At 57.2% G+C, this 16,450-nt stretch carries 16 protein-coding genes; 2 read left to right on the top strand and 14 right to left on the bottom strand.

Features of this window, described 5'->3' with window-relative positions; genetic code table 11:
* Positions 1–180: 180 nt before the first annotated feature.
* The 14 genes from DXU84_RS02150 to rutA all read right to left on the bottom strand — a co-directional run bounded on the left by DXU84_RS02150 (position 181) and on the right by rutA (position 14,247).
* Positions 181–1,041: a VOC family protein gene (locus DXU84_RS02150; protein ID WP_153374677.1), complete on the bottom strand. Its 861-nt coding sequence runs from the start codon at positions 1,039–1,041 to the stop codon at positions 181–183.
* Positions 1,034–2,143, bottom strand: coding sequence for an alkylhydroperoxidase domain protein (locus DXU84_RS02155; protein WP_153374679.1), 1,110 nt, complete (start codon positions 2,141–2,143; stop codon positions 1,034–1,036). The genes DXU84_RS02150 and DXU84_RS02155 overlap by 8 nt, the downstream gene beginning before the upstream one ends.
* Positions 2,140–3,201: a putative FMN-dependent luciferase-like monooxygenase gene (locus tag DXU84_RS02160; protein WP_153374681.1), complete on the bottom strand. Its 1,062-nt coding sequence runs from the start codon at positions 3,199–3,201 to the stop codon at positions 2,140–2,142. Before DXU84_RS02160 ends, DXU84_RS02155 begins: the two co-directional genes overlap by 4 nt.
* Positions 3,202–3,228: 27 nt before the next feature.
* Complete coding sequence (locus tag DXU84_RS02165; RefSeq protein ID WP_153374683.1) at positions 3,229–4,848, bottom strand: ABC transporter ATP-binding protein; 1,620 nt, start codon at positions 4,846–4,848, stop codon at positions 3,229–3,231.
* The gene (locus DXU84_RS02170) at positions 4,845–5,708 is read right to left on the bottom strand and encodes an ABC transporter permease (protein ID WP_126125041.1); all 864 of its coding nucleotides are present in this window, start codon (positions 5,706–5,708) and stop codon (positions 4,845–4,847) included. Before DXU84_RS02170 ends, DXU84_RS02165 begins: the two co-directional genes overlap by 4 nt.
* On the bottom strand, positions 5,705–6,664 hold the full coding sequence (locus tag DXU84_RS02175) for an ABC transporter permease (RefSeq protein WP_131638074.1): 960 nt from the start codon (positions 6,662–6,664) through the stop codon (positions 5,705–5,707). Before DXU84_RS02175 ends, DXU84_RS02170 begins: the two co-directional genes overlap by 4 nt.
* A gap of 16 nt (positions 6,665–6,680) precedes the next feature.
* On the bottom strand, positions 6,681–8,321 hold the full coding sequence (locus tag DXU84_RS02180) for a TIGR04028 family ABC transporter substrate-binding protein (protein ID WP_015690211.1): 1,641 nt from the start codon (positions 8,319–8,321) through the stop codon (positions 6,681–6,683).
* Positions 8,322–8,575: 254 nt separating this feature from the next.
* The gene (gene rutG, locus DXU84_RS02185) at positions 8,576–9,922 is read right to left on the bottom strand and encodes a pyrimidine utilization transport protein G (protein WP_015690210.1); all 1,347 of its coding nucleotides are present in this window, start codon (positions 9,920–9,922) and stop codon (positions 8,576–8,578) included.
* 32 nt (positions 9,923–9,954) lie between these two features.
* Complete coding sequence (rutF, locus tag DXU84_RS02190; RefSeq protein WP_153374752.1) at positions 9,955–10,467, bottom strand: NADH-dependent FMN reductase RutF; 513 nt, start codon at positions 10,465–10,467, stop codon at positions 9,955–9,957.
* A 69-nt stretch (positions 10,468–10,536) separates the two neighbouring features.
* Complete coding sequence (locus DXU84_RS02195) at positions 10,537–11,127, bottom strand: malonic semialdehyde reductase (RefSeq protein WP_013576311.1); 591 nt, start codon at positions 11,125–11,127, stop codon at positions 10,537–10,539.
* Positions 11,112–11,951: a pyrimidine utilization protein D gene (gene rutD / locus DXU84_RS02200; RefSeq protein ID WP_015690207.1), complete on the bottom strand. Its 840-nt coding sequence runs from the start codon at positions 11,949–11,951 to the stop codon at positions 11,112–11,114. The genes DXU84_RS02195 and rutD overlap by 16 nt, the downstream gene beginning before the upstream one ends.
* Positions 11,952–11,993: 42 nt before the next feature.
* A complete protein-coding gene (gene rutC / locus DXU84_RS02205; protein WP_112198068.1) occupies positions 11,994–12,380 on the bottom strand; it encodes a pyrimidine utilization protein C in 387 nt (128 codons plus the stop codon).
* A 26-nt stretch (positions 12,381–12,406) separates the two neighbouring features.
* Entirely contained in the window at positions 12,407–13,159 is a 753-nt protein-coding gene (gene rutB, locus DXU84_RS02210; RefSeq protein ID WP_015690206.1) for a pyrimidine utilization protein B, read from the bottom strand.
* Entirely contained in the window at positions 13,156–14,247 is a 1,092-nt protein-coding gene (gene rutA / locus DXU84_RS02215) for a pyrimidine utilization protein A (RefSeq protein WP_153374685.1), read from the bottom strand. The genes rutB and rutA overlap by 4 nt, the downstream gene beginning before the upstream one ends.
* A gap of 410 nt (positions 14,248–14,657) precedes the next feature.
* Here rutA and rutR point away from each other — a divergent pair, with 410 nt between their 5' ends.
* Complete coding sequence (rutR, locus tag DXU84_RS02220) at positions 14,658–15,347, top strand: HTH-type transcriptional regulator RutR (RefSeq protein WP_013576306.1); 690 nt, start codon at positions 14,658–14,660, stop codon at positions 15,345–15,347.
* Between the two features lie 9 nt (positions 15,348–15,356).
* Positions 15,357–16,346: a metal-dependent hydrolase gene (locus DXU84_RS02225; RefSeq protein ID WP_013576305.1), complete on the top strand. Its 990-nt coding sequence runs from the start codon at positions 15,357–15,359 to the stop codon at positions 16,344–16,346.
* The last annotated feature ends 104 nt before the right edge of the window (positions 16,347–16,450 follow it).

Here is a 16,450-nt window from a genome sequence, read left to right on the forward strand (position 1 = left end):
TTTCGAATAACGCTTGAACTATTTGTGCTCTTTTCTTCAAAACAGAAATTAGTTTGTATAAGATTTATTTGCTGGATATAAAACAGGATATAAATTCATAATAGAAAATTAATATCCTTGATATTCAATATGATGTGTAGGCTATCCTCCCCCTTCGCAGGGGGAGGAGCTAAAAGCAGATCATTCCTCGCTGAATCCAAGCGCCACCCCAAGCCCGTCCGCTGCCCGGACAGACACACGGTTAACGTCATCCCTGAAAGGTATTTCCCCCACCCGCAAACTATTCCGTACTGCCTCCAGCGACCGCGTGGCGAATTCCAGTCCGACCATGCGGGCGCTGCCGTTCTCGCCTTCCGGCACAATGCCGAATTCAGCGGCGGCTTGCTCCGGTGTGATAAACCGGACGGCGGCGCGGCCTGCGCGCAGCACGACTTCCTGCGGTTTGAACTCCAGCGCACTGACACCAAACAATTCGCCATACACCTGAGCGGCTTCCTGCGGATTTGCCGCAGAAATCACGAAACCGGTGATATCGGCAACACCGTTCGGGTGGTGTTGCCATTCGTTGCGCCACACCAGTTCCGGCGTCAGATGATGACAAAAGAAACTGCGGCCATTCGGTACGCGGCTGGCGGCCAGCGGTACGGTGCGGAATCGCGCATTCGGTGAAGTGCCGTCGTTGAGCCCGACGGGGCGGAAGAACTCCGCCGGTGCGGAACCGGCAATATCTTGCTGTTGCAGATGTTCGTATACCGCCGATGAATTCTGCGTTTTCCACACCAGACCGGTCAGGCCAAGCGGTGCCTGCCACAGGTCTTTGCGGGTGTGAGCGTTGCCCGGCTCATAGCCGAGCAGTTCAAGATAGTTTTCGCCGAAAATCGCCAGATGATTGCTGGATCCCAGCGAGTGATGCCCGCGCGGCGTGAGATGAAACCCCAGACGGCGGAACTGCTGCCCGGCCTGATCCAGTTGTTCGGCGACGTTGATCACCACGTGATCAAGCTGCGGGCGAAGGGGCTGCGAATGTTGTGCTTCAGTCATTAAACGGTTCTCCCAGCGTTAACATCAGACGGTTTGCCCAGGCGAAGAACGCCGCAGACTGCGCCAGATCGACAATCTCCAGCTCACTTAAACCTTGCTCGCGCAGCGCCGCAATGTGCTGCTCAGTGGCGACCGGTGGGGTAGCGGAAAGCGCGGCGGCGAAATCAATTTCAGCCTGCCAGCGCGGAGATTGTTCTTTGCTGAGAATGCCGCCCGGCGGGGTGTCGATCAGACGCTGGACATCTTCCGTCTGTTTGGAAAGCTGGCTGGCTTTGCGCGAATGCACCGAGGCGCAATAAATACAGCCGTTAATTTTGCTGGCAACCGTCGCCGCCAGTTCGCGCTCTTTGCGCGGCAACCCGCCGGAGGTATAGAAAATCCCTTTGTCGGTCAGCGTGCGCTGTTCGAGTACCGGTAAATTACGACCTAACAGGCGGAAATAGTCAGAATCGGTATGGCCGAATTTCGCCAGAATAGCCTGCTGGGCTTCATCAAATTCTTCCAGTTTTTTTGCCGGGATCCACGGCTCCCAGCCCAGTTCTTCCTGGGTAAAGGCCTGTGGTGCATCGCGGCCGCTGTGGGTATTGGGTTCGGTGCGCCAGAACGCGGCACCGACCGGCTTATTGCTGCCGTTCTCCACCGGCTTGCCACCGATCAGACGGTAGCTGCGCAGCACGCGGCTCTGGAAACTGACGAAGGCGATCAGTTGCGACAGCGTGACAATGGCATCCACCGACCAGCCGGCTTTTTTCAGTGCCTGCAAATGCGCCGGCGTCGCGCTGGCAGGTTTGAAGCTCAGGCGTTCGCCGTGGGTCAGTGCCGCGTCGAGGCGTGCGGTTTCGTCGATATCCGGCAAATCCTGCAAACGCTCGGAATAGTGGTTAGTCAGTTGCGAATCGCCGTGCCAGCGCGCGACGTTTTGCGCCAGCCGCAGGCGCTCAGCCAGTGAGAAATCCACGCCATCCTGTTCGGTAAACAGCGCGTCATAGCTGCCCTGTGCGTGACGGGTGGCGGCGTCGCGGGTATCGCGAGCCTGTTTCAATGCGGAATCCGGGGCAATATCGGCCAGTTTTTCCAGCAGGTCGGTCGAAAAGGTAGTCATAGGGCTTCCCTTGAGAATGAGGAATCGGCAGAAGAGGTGGAAACACTGCGTTGCGGCGTGCGGCGAACCCAGCCGAGCGCGGGCGCAACGTGACGGGCAATCAGTTCGATGGAACGTAAAATATACGGATGCGGCGGATCGATGGAATGCACCTGAAACGCCAGATCGGTGACGCGGGCCAGCGCGGTATCGGCCTGCAACGTCGCGGTCACCTGCGCTGGCGTGCCGAGATGCACGTCGAAGGCGCGGATATAATCATCCAGCGTGTCGCCTTGCACCGTCTGTCCGCTGGCGCGGTGATTTTCGGCCTGACGGCGTAAGCCTTTTTGCGCCAGTTCACGCGCTTCATCGCCGTTTTCAGTGACGAATGCGGTACGCGAACCCATGATGCGCGGCGCTACGCCTTCCGGCAGTGCATCCAGATAGGCATCAATGATCGGGTTTTGCAGCTCATCGAGACGCAAATCCGGCGCGTCCGCCGGACGTGGCTGGGTGCGCGAGAGCATCAGTCCGTCGCCGGATTTACCGGCACGTGCGCCGCCGTCCACCGAGAAAGTCGCCTGCCAGACGCGGTTCGCCAGTTGCGGTGCCGCCGGATATAAGCGGTTATCGGTGCCCGCCAGCGGTTCGCCGCGCCAGGCGGTGAGCAGGGTTTGCAGATTATTGCCAAATGCCGTACCGCGTTCGTGACTTTCCAGCCCGAACGGCGGGAAGGATGACGGTGTGCCGCCTGAGCCTAAACCGACCTCAAGCCGTCCGCCGGAGAGTAAATCCAGCACGGCGGTGTCTTCGGCAACGCGCAATGCGTTTTCCATCGGCAGCGTGATTACGCCGGTGCCGAGACGGATAAAGCGGGTATGCGCCGCGACCTGCGCAAGAAAAACCAGTGGCGCAGGCAGGCCGCCCTCGGCTTCATGAAAATGGTGCTGCGCGACCCACGCGGAATCAAAACCTAACTGTTCGGCATGAATGATTTGCTCGGTCGCCAGCCGGTAACGTTCCTGCGCACTGGTGTTGTCCAGCAGGCGGGTGAAAAATCCAAGACGTTTACTGCTCATAATGTCCCTCTTGTTTCATGGTCTGGTTTATGCGGCGCGGTGGCGACCGGGAATAGCATCGATTAGCTGGCGGGTGTAATCGCTGGAAGGCAGGGCGAAAACGTCTTCCACCTTGCCGGAATCCACCTGCTGCCCGCGGTTTAACACCGAGACGCTGTGTGAGATTTGCCGGACGGTGGCCAGATCGTGCGAAATAAACAAATAGGTCAGGCCGAGTGAGTCCTGTAACTGCTGAAGTAACGTCAGGATTTGCGCCTGCACGGTGACGTCGAGCGCCGACGTGGCTTCATCAAGGATCAGCACTTTCGGCTCTAAAATCAGCGCGCGCGCAATCGCCACACGCTGGCGCTGACCGCCGGACAGTTCGCGAGGTTTACGGCTGAGTAATTCTTCCGGCAGCGCCACGCGGCGGGCGATATCCAGCACCCGTTCACGGCGCACGGCAGCCGGGATTTTTTCGAAATTCAGCAGCGGTTCTTCGATCACGCGAAACAGCGTTTGCGACGGATCCAGCGAGGCGAACGGGTTCTGATATACCAGTTGGATTTTCTTGCGTAACTGCCGCAAGGCTTCACCTTTTAGCCGTGTGATGTCTTCGCCGTCGATCAGTACGCGTCCGCTGTCCGGTTTCTGAAAACCGAGCAGAATGCGCGCCAGCGTGGTTTTGCCGGAGCCGGATTCGCCGACCAGCGAATGGGTGGTGCCGCGCGGAATGCTGAAAGAGACATGATCCACCGCGCGGAACGCCGCCTGATGTTTGCCACCCAGCGTGAAATCATGGGTGATGTTTTCGACCACCAGCACCGGATCTTCCGCCGCGCGAAGTTGTGCACGGTGACGGCCGGAAAGGGCCGGGGCATCGGCGAAAAGCTGGCGGGTGTAATCACTTTTCGGTGCATCCAGCACCTCGCGTGTGATGCCCTGTTCCTGCACTTTGCCGTGACGGAACACCAGCAACCGGTCGGCGCGTTCGGCAGCAATCGCCAGGTCATGTGTCACCAGTAACACGGCGGTGCCGGATTCGCGGCGCAGTTCGTCGATCAAATCCAGAATGCGTTTTTGCACTGTGACGTCCAGCGCGCTGGTCGGCTCATCGGCGATGATCAGCGCCGGTTGCAGCGCAATGGCAATGGCGATCAATACGCGCTGTTTCATGCCGCCGGAAAGCTCGTGCGGATACTGTTTCGCCCGTTGCTCAGGGTGCGAAAGACCGACGCGTGACAGCAGTTCCACCACGCGGGCGTCGCGCTGCACACGCGGCAGGCGCTGATGGATATCGAGAATTTCCGCCACCTGCGAACCGATGGTTTTCACCGGATCCAGCGAACTGGTCGGATCCTGCGGAATGAGGCTGATGCGCGCACCGCGCAGGGCATCAAGACGGCGCTGCGACCACTGGCTGATGTCGGAACCGTTCAGACGGATTTCGCCCTGTTCGATATGGCCGTTCTCTGCCAGCAGGCCAATAATCGCCTGTGCGGTGGTGGTTTTCCCTGAGCCGGATTCGCCGACCAGCGCCAGCACCTCCCCGGCGTTAATGGAAAACGATACGTTATGCACCACCGGTTTGCCGTCGTAGGCAATCGATACGTTTTCCAGTTCGAGAACCGGCGGAGCGTCATGCGTAAAAGTGGCCTGTGCGTTCATCGCGTTCTCCTGCGTAATGACTGGCTGATGCGGTTGGCGGAAAGCACCACTAAAACCACCACCACGCCGGGGAAAGTGGTCAGCCACCAGGCGGTGGAAATGTAATTGCGGCCTTCGGCAATCAGTAACCCCCATTCCGGTGTCGGCGGTGGCGTGCCATAACCGAGAAAACTCAGGGTGGAAATCGCCAGAATCGCGCTGCCAAACTGCAACGCCGAGAAGGCGATCACTGAGGTCAGCGAGTTGGGCAAAATGTGTCGCCACAAAACAGAGAAGAAGGAACCGCCGCTGCCGTACGCGGCTTCGACGTAATCGCTGTGACGTACCAGCACCACTTCGGCACGTGCCAGGCGGGCGAAGTTGGCAACCGACGTGACACCGACGGCAATCGCTGCGTGCACCGTGCCGAAGCCGAGCAGAATAATCACGCTCAGTGACAACAGCAGGCCGGGAATTGACAGCAATACGTCATTGATGCGCATGACAATGGCATCCACCAGACCGCCGCTGGCACCCGCCGCCAGCCCTAGCGCGGTGCCGAACACCAGCCCGAGCGCCACCGCGACCAGTGCACCGGAAAGGGAATGCGATGCGCCATACACAATGCGTGCGTACACATCGCGGCCGAGCTGATCCGTGCCCAGCCAGTGTCCGGCCTGCGGCGCCAGACGCTGCGCCCCGGCAATCCCTTCGGTACCGCTGTAATCCGTAAATAAGCCGGGGGCAATCGCCCACAAAATGACGGTCGCCATCACCAGCCAGGCGAGAATTAAGCCCGGCTGCAGGCGGGCGGGTTTCCAGCGGCGGCGCTGTGTCACCGGCAACGACAGAATGCTTTTGCCAAGCGGTAAGCTGCTCATGCGGTGGCTCCTCCTGAATGTTTAGAGGCAGAGGTTTTAAGGCGCGGGTCGAGCAGCGGATACAGCAAATCGACCAGTAAATTGATGCCAACAAAGGCGGCGGCGGAAATCACCACAATCGCCTGCAACACGGCGACATCCTGATTATTCACTGCCTGCTGGGTCAGTTGCCCGAGGCCGTTAAGACCGAAGACGGTTTCGGTGATCAGCGCTCCGGCAATCAGTTCGCCAAACAACAAACCGGCAATGGTCAGCGCCGGAAGCAGGGCGTTGCGCGCCACATGACGCCACAACACGCCGCTGCGGCTGGCACCTTTGGCGCGGGCGACGGCGACAAACGGCTGGGTTTGCACCTGATCAATACTGCGGATGAGGATCTGCGCCAGCGGCGCGGAAATCGGTACCGCCAGGGTGATAACCGGCAGAATCAGCCCGACCCATTCACCCGGATTAATCACCGGGATCCAGCGCAGATGGAACGAGAAAAACTGAATCAGCGCGATGCCCAGCCAGAAGGTCGGGATGGAAATAAACAGCGACGGCACCGCCTGAAAAGCATTTTTCAGCCAGCCGAAATGCAGCAGGCTGGAAAGAAATGCCAGCGCAAAAGCCACCACGGCGGCCAGAGCAAAACCCATCAGCGCCAGACGCAGTGTCGGCGGAAAGTTGCTGCTGAGTAATTCGGTGACCGGTACGCCAGCCTGAATCGAGTAACCCAGATCCCCGCGCAGGAAATTGCCCAGCGTATGCAGATATTGTTGCCAGACCGGCACATCCGCGCCGTAAGCGGCACGCATATCGGCGATTTGTGCCGGGCTTAATCCCATGTCCGGGTTCTGGAATTTAATCAGAATCGCGTCGCCGGGCAGCACCTGCAACAGGATGAAGGAGACGGTAAACGCCGCCCACAACACCAGCAAAGCCTGCCCGAATCGACCGCTCACGTATCGGCTCATGATTTACTCCCGTCTGTTAATGCTTTTCCAGCCATGCGCCGTAGAAGCTCGGACGCCCGACCGCTTCAAAGCTTACGCCTTTGAAATACGGCGCACCGGCAAACACCTGCGGCTCTTCGAAAATCGGAATGACATACGCCTGATCGAGCAGGTAGTTCTGCACGTCACCGGTCAGTTCAAGCCGTTTTTTCGGATCGACTTCGGCAGAAATCGCGGTCAGCAGATCGTTAAGTTTGTCGTCACGGAAGCTTTTCACCTTGCTGCTCAGGCCGCCTTTTTGCAGCAGCGCATCGCGATTGGTCGGGTAGAAGGAGCTTTTGATGACGTCCGGATCGGCGCGTCCGACTTCCACCACGTTAGCCGGGGTTTTCTCCGGATCGAGGTTATCCGCTACGCGGCTGCCCGCGTCGCCCGCCAGAATATTCAGCTTCGCGCCGACCTGGCTCCATTGCTGGGAAACCAGTTGCAACACCTCTTTGTTCTGCGGCTGTGGCAGCGATTCATAAATAGTCAGTGACAGCGTTTTGCCGTCTTTCTGGCGGATGCCGTCCGGACCCGGTTTCCAGCCCGCCTCATCAAGCAGCTTTTTGGACAGCGTCGGGTCGTAGGTCAGTTTGTGGCTCAGATCGACATAACCGGCTGCCGTTTTGGCAATCACCGAAGTGGCCTGCGGATAGTTTGGTGAGAACAGCGTATCGACCACCTGTTTGCTGTTGGTGGCGTGCAGCAGCGCCTGACGCACTTTCAGATCCGATACCAGCGCGTTGTCCGGCCGGAACGAAATGCTGTCGTTAACGCCTTTGGTCGGCGCGGCATAAAGCGGGAAGCTCTGGTCTTTGGCCTGTTTCTCGTCATACGCCTGAACCTGACGGATGAAATCAGCCTGACCCGCCAGCAGTGCGCCGATACGCACGCTGTCTTCACCGGTCACGATCACTTTGATGCCGTCAAGATTCGCGCGACCCTGCTGTTTAAGGTTTTTCGGCCCCCAGTTGTAATCCTTGCGGGCAGTCAGATCGACTTCACGCCCCAGCGTTTCTTTGCTGACCACAAACGGGCCGGAACCGATGATGTGCGTGGCGTCGCCCAGCGCATCAAAATTACGATCCAGCGTGCTCAGCGACACCAGACCGGAGCCAATGGTTGCCGTGCCCTGCAGGAATCCCGGCGAGGATTTTTTGAAATAGAACTTCACGGTCAGCGGATCAACCACTTCGCTGTGGTCATAATTGTTGATGACTTCGGAGACCGGCAGGTGATGCTCTTTGTTGCCCAGACCGTAAGTATCAAAGTTTTTGGCGACCGCGTTGGCATCGAGCGGCGTGCCGTCGGAGAAGGTCACGCCCGGACGCAGTTTAAAGGTGTATTCGGTTTTATCTGCGTTGAATGACCAGGATTCAGCAATCCAGGGTTCAATCTCCAGCGTCTTCGGATTCTGGTAAGTCAGTTTGTCGGTGATCTGATTGAGTATGCCGCCGTTCGGGTAGAAGCCACCTGCGGGCGGATACAGGTTGGTGTGCGCCTGCTGTTCAAGATAAATCAGCGTGCCGCCCTGAACCGGTGTGCCGTCGGCGGCGATGGCAGAAAACGTGCTGGTGAGAAGTGCCCCTAAAGCCAGTGCGCGGGTCACCGCGTTAATCCGGCGAATGTTCTTCATCGTTAAACCCTTTTTCTTATTGGTCATGGTGACAGGTGATGACTTTGGCGTGCTTAGAACCAAAGTGCTGAGCCCATAACAAACCAATTTAAGAGGGAGGTGAACGAAGGAATTTTGCAATCGTTAGCTGGAAACGGCATTAGGGAAAATGTGCGGGAGGCAGAAAGAAAAAAACCAGCGGCTAATCCGGACGGGTGGACCGGCTAACCGCTGGCGATCATCAAAAATGATGAGCTAAGGAGAAACTGAGGTCGTCAGTGATCTTTTAATGCAGCTTCTGTGCCAGCTTTTATTTCAGGCTGAATTTTTGCCTGTTTGCTGCGACTCAGGAAGGCATTGAGTAAAATGGCACCAAACGTGGCTGTGCCGATGCCGCCCATGCTGAAGCCGCCCAGGCTCAGGGTAAAGTTGCCTGCGCCCAGTACCAGCGTGACTGCCACCATGATCAAATTTCCGTTAAGTCCCAGATCCACCTGGTTTTGTACCCAGATGCGGGCACCTGCCACAGCAATCAGTCCGAACACCACAATCGATGCGCCGCCGAGTACCGGCCCCGGAATGGTGTGGATCAGTGCACCAAACTTGGGCGAGAAGCCCAACACAATGGCAACAATCGCCGCAGCAACAAAAATCAGCGTGGAGTAAATCTTGGTGACCGCCATCACGCCGATGTTTTCGGCATAAGTCGTGACACCGGTGCCGCCCGCCGAGGCGGAAAGTAAGGTTGCCAGACCGTCACCGACAAACGCGCGGCCCATGTACGGGTCGAGATTTTTGCCGGTCATACCGGCCACGGCTTTAATGTGGCCCAGGTTTTCCGCCACCAGAATCACCGCCACTGGCGCAATCATCAGCATGGCGTGAGAACTGAACACCGGCGTGGTGATGGCCGGGATGCCAAACCACGGCGCCTGTGCCACGGCGCTGAAATCTACCGGTGCGCCCAGCCCGAGGCCGTTGGTAATGACCATGTAAATCAGGTACGCCGCCACCAGACCGAGCAACAATAACAGGCGCTGCACCAGGCCGCGGGTGAACACCGCCACCGAGCCGATACACAGCACGGTCATTACCGCCATCCAGCTGTCAAATGACGAGGCCGACACGCTGTTAATGGCAATCGGCGCGAGGTTCAGACCAATTGCCATCACCACCGCACCGGTGACGACCGGCGGCATCAGACGTTCAATCCAGCGCGTACCGGCTGCCATCACCACAAAACCGATCAATGTATAAATCACGCCGCAGGCAATAATGCCCCCCAGCGCCACGCCGATATTCGGGTTCGCACCATGGCCGCTGTAGCCGGTCACGGCGATCACCAGCCCGACAAACGCGGCGCTGGAACCGAGATAACTGGGTACGCGTCCGCCGACCACCAGGAAGAACAGCAGGGTGCCGATGCCCGACATCAAAATCGCCATGTTGGCATCAAAACCCATCAGCAATGGCATTAACACGGTGGCACCAAACATCGCCACCGTATGTTGCAGCCCCATGATTACTGTCGATCCGAACGGCAATCGTTCATCCGGTGCGATCACCGCGCCATCCAGATTGCCTTCTCTTTTACGCCATTGTGGAAACCAGGTATTTGCCATGCACGACCCTTACTAAGTTGAGGATTGAGTTATCAGGCTATCTGACGCATCAGCGGGTGATAGCGTCGGTCGAAATACACCAGTCCGTGGCTGTCGTCGTTGCGTCGTAACGCAACGGCTTCACAAAACAAAATGTCGTGGGTGCCGACGCTGGTGATTTGCGTGACTTTGCAGTCAAACGACACCAGCGCGTCGGTGAGGATCGGTGAGCCGGTGGCGAGGCGTTCCCACTCGGCGGCTTCAAAACGTTGCTCCGTCGGCGTTTTTCCACCGAATAAATTGGACAGTGACTCATGGCAATCAGCCAGCGTGTTAACGCACAGCACCTGATTCTCTTTGAAGACCGGATACACCGACGCTGAGCGGTTCAGGCAGACCAGCAATGTCGGCGGCGAATCGGTGACGCTGCATACGGCGGAGGCGGTGAAACCTGCACGTCCGCCGGGGCCGTCGGTGGTGATGATGTTGACGGCTGAGCCGAGGCGCGCCATAGCATCGCGGTACTCTTGTTTTTCAACGGCAGCGTGTTTCTCGACGACTGGCATATCGGGAACAGGCAGTGTGGCGTTCAGGGTTGATGGCATGGTCGTGTCCTCAAATTTTTTCATTGATGCTTACAGCACGCGGCAGGCGCGGTCGAAATCAAGGCGCGGTGCACGCGGATACACTTTGCTGTGATCGCCGTAACCGATGTTGATCAGGAAATTAGATTTCCAGCCTTCCTGCGCCAGAAATGTTTCATCGACTCTGGCGTTGTCAAAACCGGACATCGGCCCGGTATCCAGCCCGAGGGAGCGGCAGGCCATGATCAGGTACGCGGCCTGCAAGCTGCTGTTGCGAAATGCCGTGTCGTGCGCCAGTTGCGGGCTGGAGGTGAACCACGAACGGGCATCGCCGGAGGGATACAGTTCCGGCAGCAGTTCGTAAAATTCCGGATCCCAGGCAATGATCGCCGTCACCGGCGCAGTCATGGTTTTTTTCAGATTGCCGCCCGAAAGCGCCGGAGCCAGTTTTTCTTTCGCCTCCGGACTCTGAATAAACACGATGCGCAGCGGGCTGCAGTTGGCCGAGGTCGGCCCCATGCGCGCCAGTTGGTAAATCGTTTTCAGTTGTTCACCGGTGACCGGTTTATCCAGCCAGCCGTTGTGCGTGCGGGCTTCGGTGAATAAGGTTGCCAGCGCGGTGGCGGTTAATGCTTCGGCCATGATGTCTCCGTGGGCAGGTGACCGGACGGCGTAGCGGACGCTTGCGATGAGTGCCGCAGCAGCCAGTCCAGTAAAATCGGGTTAAAGGTTTCCGGATCGGTCACGCTCATGGCGTGGCCGCCGTACAGCATTTGCGTGTGTTCGCCGTTAGGCAGACGGGAAGCGAGATCGACCGAACGCGACCACGGCACCAGCAAATCGTCTTTACAACTGAAAGCCAGCGTCGGGGTGATCACTTGTCCAAGCGACGCCGTCAGGTCTGAATTCATCAGCGCCTGCAAACGGTGCAGCAGGTTTTCCATCCCCTGAAAATGCGCCACCTGATGCTGGCGCTCTTCCTGCAATAACGCGTCATGTTCAGAAAGCCAGTCACCCGGATACAGAAACAGCGGCTGCGCCTGCACGTAGGCATCGACCCCGCTGTTGAGCAGTAAATTCTGCCGCACTTCAAAGCAGCGCCGCGTCTGGCTGTCGAGCTTCGTCCAGCCGTTAATCACCACCAGACTTTGCAACAACGCCGGATAACGCAGGGCAAGATGCAGGCCGATAATGCCGCCGAGCGCATGACCGACCAGATGACAGCGGCTGATATCCAGCCCGTTGAGCATGCCCGCCAGTTCGTCGGCCATGTCTTCCATCCGGTAACCGGCGGGCACCGTGCCCTGACTGACGCCGGTACCGTGCTGGTCATAGACCACCACGCGGAAATGCTCCGCGAGCATGGCCAGTTGCGGCTGCCAGAAACCACCGGAACCGCCGAGGCCGGAGGAAAGCACGACGGTTTCTGCATCAGCATTTTTCTTACCCAGTACCTTGTAATACATGCTGTTACCTCAGGGAGTTCAGGACAGGTTCCATCGCACGCATCATTTGCCGATATGGGCAATCGAGGCGATTTCGATCAGCGCATCCGGTTTCACCAGCCCGCACTGAATGCAGAACCGTGCCGGTTTTTCGCCCGGGAAGTATTCGGCGTAAACCTGATTTACTGCACCGTAGTTCGCCCAGTCGGTGATGAAAATTGAGTTCATGGTGACGTCATCCATTGTGCCGCCTGCGGTTTCGATCACATTTTTGATGATCTCCAGTACGTGGCGGGTTTGCGCCGCGGCATCACCGACATGCACGACGTTGTTGTCTTTATCAAACGGCAACGTGCCGGAAACATACACCACGCCATCGGCGAGGGTGCCCGGAACAAAAGGTGCCAGCGGAACGCCGCTGCCAGCCGGAATAATGGCGCTTTTAGGCATGGTTAATTGTCCTTTTCAGAAAGCGGTCAGGCCGCGTTTTGTTCAGTTTTGTAACCCACGGCGTCGCAGAAATTACGTACGCTGGAGACCCAGCCAAAGAAGGTTTCGATATTATAAATCGCCGCTTTTTGCGCGAATTCCGGCCCGGCCTGATGGGTGGCGTCTTCCAGTACCACACCGAAATATTCGAGGAAGAAGCCGTCACGCAGCGTAGATTCCACGCAGACGTTAGTGGCAATGCCGGTGAACACCAGATGGTGAATACCGTAGCTGCGCAGCAGGCTGTCGAGCTGAGTATTGAAGAAGCCGCTGTAGCGTGGTTTGGGCAGGACAATGTCGCCGGGCTGCGGCTGCAGTTCATCCACCAGGTCATAATCCCAGTCACCTTTCGCCAGCAGTTTGCCCATCAGTTCCGGGCGTTTACGCATGGTTTTCAGCGCATTGGATTTATGAAAGTTAGGCGAACCGGCACCGCCAGCTTCGACGTACTGGTTGTCCCAGCCGTTCTGGAAGAAAATCACTTTGATTCCGGCGGCGCGGGCAGCGGCAATCGCCACTTTGATATTGGCAATCACCGGCGCGGTGGCGGAGACATCAAACCCCGCCAGATCCAGATAACCGCCCTGTGAGGCGTAGGCGTTTTGCATATCCACCACAATCAGCGCCGTTTGCTGCGGCGTAAACGCAATGGCTTCAGGACGTGCTGTGAGGATCGTTTCCTCGCCGGTGTTGTGGGGCTCGCGGCGGACCACAGTTTGATTCTCAACAACGTTCATCATGCGACCTCTTTCTGCTCAGTGCCGATGTGCTGGCGGGTTTTCATGAGTGGGTGGATATAACGGCCAAAGTTTTCGATGCCTTCGACAAAATCGTCAAAGGTCAGCAGTACGCCGCCTGCGCCGGGCACGGTGTCGATTTCGTCAAGCATTCTGGCAACGCTGGCGTAAGAACCGACCAGCGTGCCCATGTTGATATTGACCGCCGAAGTCGGGTCAGCCATCTGGCGGACGTTGGTATCAGCGCCGGATTTGGTGTCTTTGCTGCTCTGGTCGGTGAGCCACGCGAGCGCCTCGGCGTCAGCACCGGATTTATACAAATCCCATTTGGCACGGGCAGCAGCGTCGGTTTCGTCGGCAATCACCATAAACAGGACATAAGAAGAAACGTCGCGCCCTTCGGCTTCGGCCGCCGTTTTCATGCGTGCGGCGGTCGGTGCAAAGGCGGTCGGTGTGTTAACGCCTTTGCCGAAGCAGAAGTTGAAATCGGCATGTTTGGCGGAGAACGCCATACCCGCATCGCTTTGTCCGGCGCAGATCACTTTCATTTCGCTCTGCGGGCGCGGACTGACACGGCAGTCGTCCATTTTGAAGAATTCGCCGTCGAGTGTGCAGTGACCGGTGCCCCACAGGTCGCGCAGCACGCTGACGTATTCGGTCAGGTAATCATAGCGGCGGCTGAAATAGTCATCGCCCGGCCACATGCCCATTTGCTCGTATTCCGGTTTCTGCCAGCCGGTGACGACGTTCACGCCGAAACGTCCGTTGGAAATGGAATCAATGGTGGCGGCCATGCGCGCCACAATCGCCGGAGGCATCACCAGCGTGGCGGCGGTGGCGTAAAGCTGGATGCGGGAGGTCACGGCAGCCAGACCGGCCATCAGCGTGAACGACTCCATATTGTGTTCCCAGAATTCGGTTTTGCCACCGAAGCCGCGCAGTTTGATCATCGACAGCGCGAAATCAAAATGATAATGCTCCGCTTTCTGCACGATGGTTTTGTTCAGTTCGAAGGTCGGTTTGTACTGCGGCGCAGTTTCTGAAATTAACCAGCCGTTGTTGCCGATAGGAATGAATACACCGATTTTCATAGCTCACCTCGGTTGAAAATAAAATTACCAAAACAAGGGCTTGCGAAAATCTCTGCGCGGCTTGAGTGCGTCCTGCGGGTTCCGAATTGCACCGTGCTGAAATCTCCTGACGGGAAAGCTATTGCAAACGTGATGCCACTTTTAGAATGCGCAGTGTTATCAATGAGTTAAAAATGTGTTTCGTTTTCAGGTGGAGCAAATGGTCTGTTTCAGACCATCTGGTCAAAAATAACTGCACATCTATCAGGCAGGATTGAACAAAAATGGTGCAAATTTGTTAAGCGGATAACTCTTTGTGGTTAATGTTTATTGTCTTTGGTGTTACTTTCATCATCGACAGGCTTAGCGATAGTCGCTTGTACCTCCATTTGTTATGATTTCCGTCTTGCTGTTTGTCTCAGGGAGACATTGTGAAGCCATTGGTTGAACCTCCGTTGCCTCACGCCGGAGAGAAAAAATCCCGCCAGACGGCGGCGAAAGCGCCGACGCGACGCTCGCGGGCCGTCGCCGCCAAACGCAGCAATATCATGGCGGCGGCGCTGGAGTTCTTTTCGTTGTACGGCATGCATGGCACCAGTCTGGATCAGGTTGCCGAGCGCGCCGACGTGTCCAAAACCAATCTGCTGTATTACTTCCCGTCGAAAGAAGATTTGTATATCGCGGTGCTCAAAGGGTTGCTGGATATCTGGCTGGCGCCGCTGAAAGCGTTGCAGTCGGATCAACATCCGCTGGAAGCTATCCGGGAATATATCCGCCTGAAGCTGTGCGTTTCGCGCGATCACCCGCAGGCATCAAAGCTGTTTTGTCTGGAGATGGTGCAGGGCGCGCCGCTGCTGAAACAGGAACTGGGCGGTAGCCTGAAAACGCTGGTGGAAGATAAATCGGATGTGATACGCGGCTGGATTAAAGCAGAACTGATCGCACCTGTTGACCCGATGCAACTGATATTTATGCTGTGGGCGACCACGCAGCATTACGCCGATTTCGGCGTGCAGGTCGAAGCCATCACCGGCAAAACGCTCAGTGATCCTGAGTTCTTTGAACAAACGGTGAGTAACGTGCAGCGCATTATTACCGAAGGCATTCAGCTTCGGGTCTGAGAGGGCAGAATGGATTCGGTTTCACAATTAGTTCTTGGCGCTGCGGTCGGCATTGCGGTGATGGGCAAACGGGTGCCGGTGTGGAAATCTGCACTGGCTGGCGCGGTATGCGGAACCTTGCCCGATCTGGATGTGTTTTACGATCACGGTGACGCCATCAGCAATATGACCCTGCATCGCACCGAAAGCCATGCGCTGTTTTATCTGACGCTGGTTTCGCCGCTGATTGCCTGGCTGATGGCAAAATTGCTCAGCGGCGGGCAGCATTTCAAACGCTGGTGGGGCGCGGTCTGGCTGGCACTGATCACTCATCCGTTGCTGGATCTGATGACGGTGTACGGCACGCAGCTTGGATTGCCATTCACAAACTATCCGTTTGCGGTCGGCAGCATTTTCATCGTCGATCCGCTTTATACCTTACCGCTGATCATCGGCGTCGGGCTGGCGCTGTACCGCGAGCAACAGCGTGGGATCATGTGGAATAACGTGTTGCTGGGCGTGAGTTGTTTATATCTGGCCTGTACCGCCTTCGAGCAACATCAGGTGACGCGGCATGTGGGCGAGGAATTACAACGCCAGAACATCGAAAGCACACAGATTCTGGTCACGCCGACCCCGCTCAATTCGCTGGTGTGGCGTGTGGTGGTGATGAGTAAAGACAGTTACGGCGAAGGGTTTACCTCGCTGCTGCATCCGGATTCGCCGATCCGTTTCCGCTTCTATCCGCGCGGTGAAGCGTTGTATGAAGCACACAAAGATAATGCCTTTCTGGCGCGTGTCGCCTGGTTCAGCCACGGCTTTTTCAGCGTAAAAGAGCAGGGCGGTCATATTCTGGTCAGCGATTTACGTATGGGGCAGGAACCGGATTACACCTTTGTGTTCGATCTCGGCGAGATGAAAGCCGGTGCACCGCCAGAACTGCCGGTGAAAGTGGCATCAGCCAGACCGTCGGCGGTGAAAATGTGGGATCAGTTCAGACAGGCGCTGGAAGTGGAGTAATCTGCAATAAAGCAAAAGGAGCCCGTGGGCTCCCCGGACTGAGGTGTTAGCATCAAAGTGTTGTCATAACGGTGGGAAGTGTTTGCCTGCATTGACTCTCGCAG

It is taken from the genome of Rahnella sp. RcJ3, from assembly GCF_009498575.1.
Lineage (GTDB): Bacteria > Pseudomonadota > Gammaproteobacteria > Enterobacterales > Enterobacteriaceae > Rahnella > Rahnella aceris.

Bases quoted from the DNA above. Each gene is read 5' to 3' on its own strand.
- DXU84_RS02150 (WP_153374677.1), bottom strand. From the start codon at position 1,041: ATGACTGAAGCACAACATTCGCAGCCCCTTCGCCCGCAGCTTGATCAC.
- DXU84_RS02155 (WP_153374679.1), bottom strand. From the start codon at position 2,143: ATGACTACCTTTTCGACCGACCTGCTGGAAAAACTGGCCGATATTGCC.
- DXU84_RS02160 (WP_153374681.1), bottom strand. From the start codon at position 3,201: ATGAGCAGTAAACGTCTTGGATTTTTCACCCGCCTGCTGGACAACACC.
- DXU84_RS02165 (WP_153374683.1), bottom strand. From the start codon at position 4,848: ATGAACGCACAGGCCACTTTTACGCATGACGCTCCGCCGGTTCTCGAA.
- DXU84_RS02170 (WP_126125041.1), bottom strand. From the start codon at position 5,708: ATGAGCAGCTTACCGCTTGGCAAAAGCATTCTGTCGTTGCCGGTGACA.
- DXU84_RS02175 (WP_131638074.1), bottom strand. From the start codon at position 6,664: ATGAGCCGATACGTGAGCGGTCGATTCGGGCAGGCTTTGCTGGTGTTG.
- DXU84_RS02180 (WP_015690211.1), bottom strand. From the start codon at position 8,321: ATGAAGAACATTCGCCGGATTAACGCGGTGACCCGCGCACTGGCTTTA.
- rutG (WP_015690210.1), bottom strand. From the start codon at position 9,922: ATGGCAAATACCTGGTTTCCACAATGGCGTAAAAGAGAAGGCAATCTG.
- rutF (WP_153374752.1), bottom strand. From the start codon at position 10,467: ATGCCAGTCGTCGAGAAACACGCTGCCGTTGAAAAACAAGAGTACCGC.
- DXU84_RS02195 (WP_013576311.1), bottom strand. From the start codon at position 11,127: ATGGCCGAAGCATTAACCGCCACCGCGCTGGCAACCTTATTCACCGAA.
- rutD (WP_015690207.1), bottom strand. From the start codon at position 11,951: ATGTATTACAAGGTACTGGGTAAGAAAAATGCTGATGCAGAAACCGTC.
- rutC (WP_112198068.1), bottom strand. From the start codon at position 12,380: ATGCCTAAAAGCGCCATTATTCCGGCTGGCAGCGGCGTTCCGCTGGCA.
- rutB (WP_015690206.1), bottom strand. From the start codon at position 13,159: ATGATGAACGTTGTTGAGAATCAAACTGTGGTCCGCCGCGAGCCCCAC.
- rutA (WP_153374685.1), bottom strand. From the start codon at position 14,247: ATGAAAATCGGTGTATTCATTCCTATCGGCAACAACGGCTGGTTAATT.
- DXU84_RS02225 (WP_013576305.1), top strand. From the start codon at position 15,357: ATGGATTCGGTTTCACAATTAGTTCTTGGCGCTGCGGTCGGCATTGCG.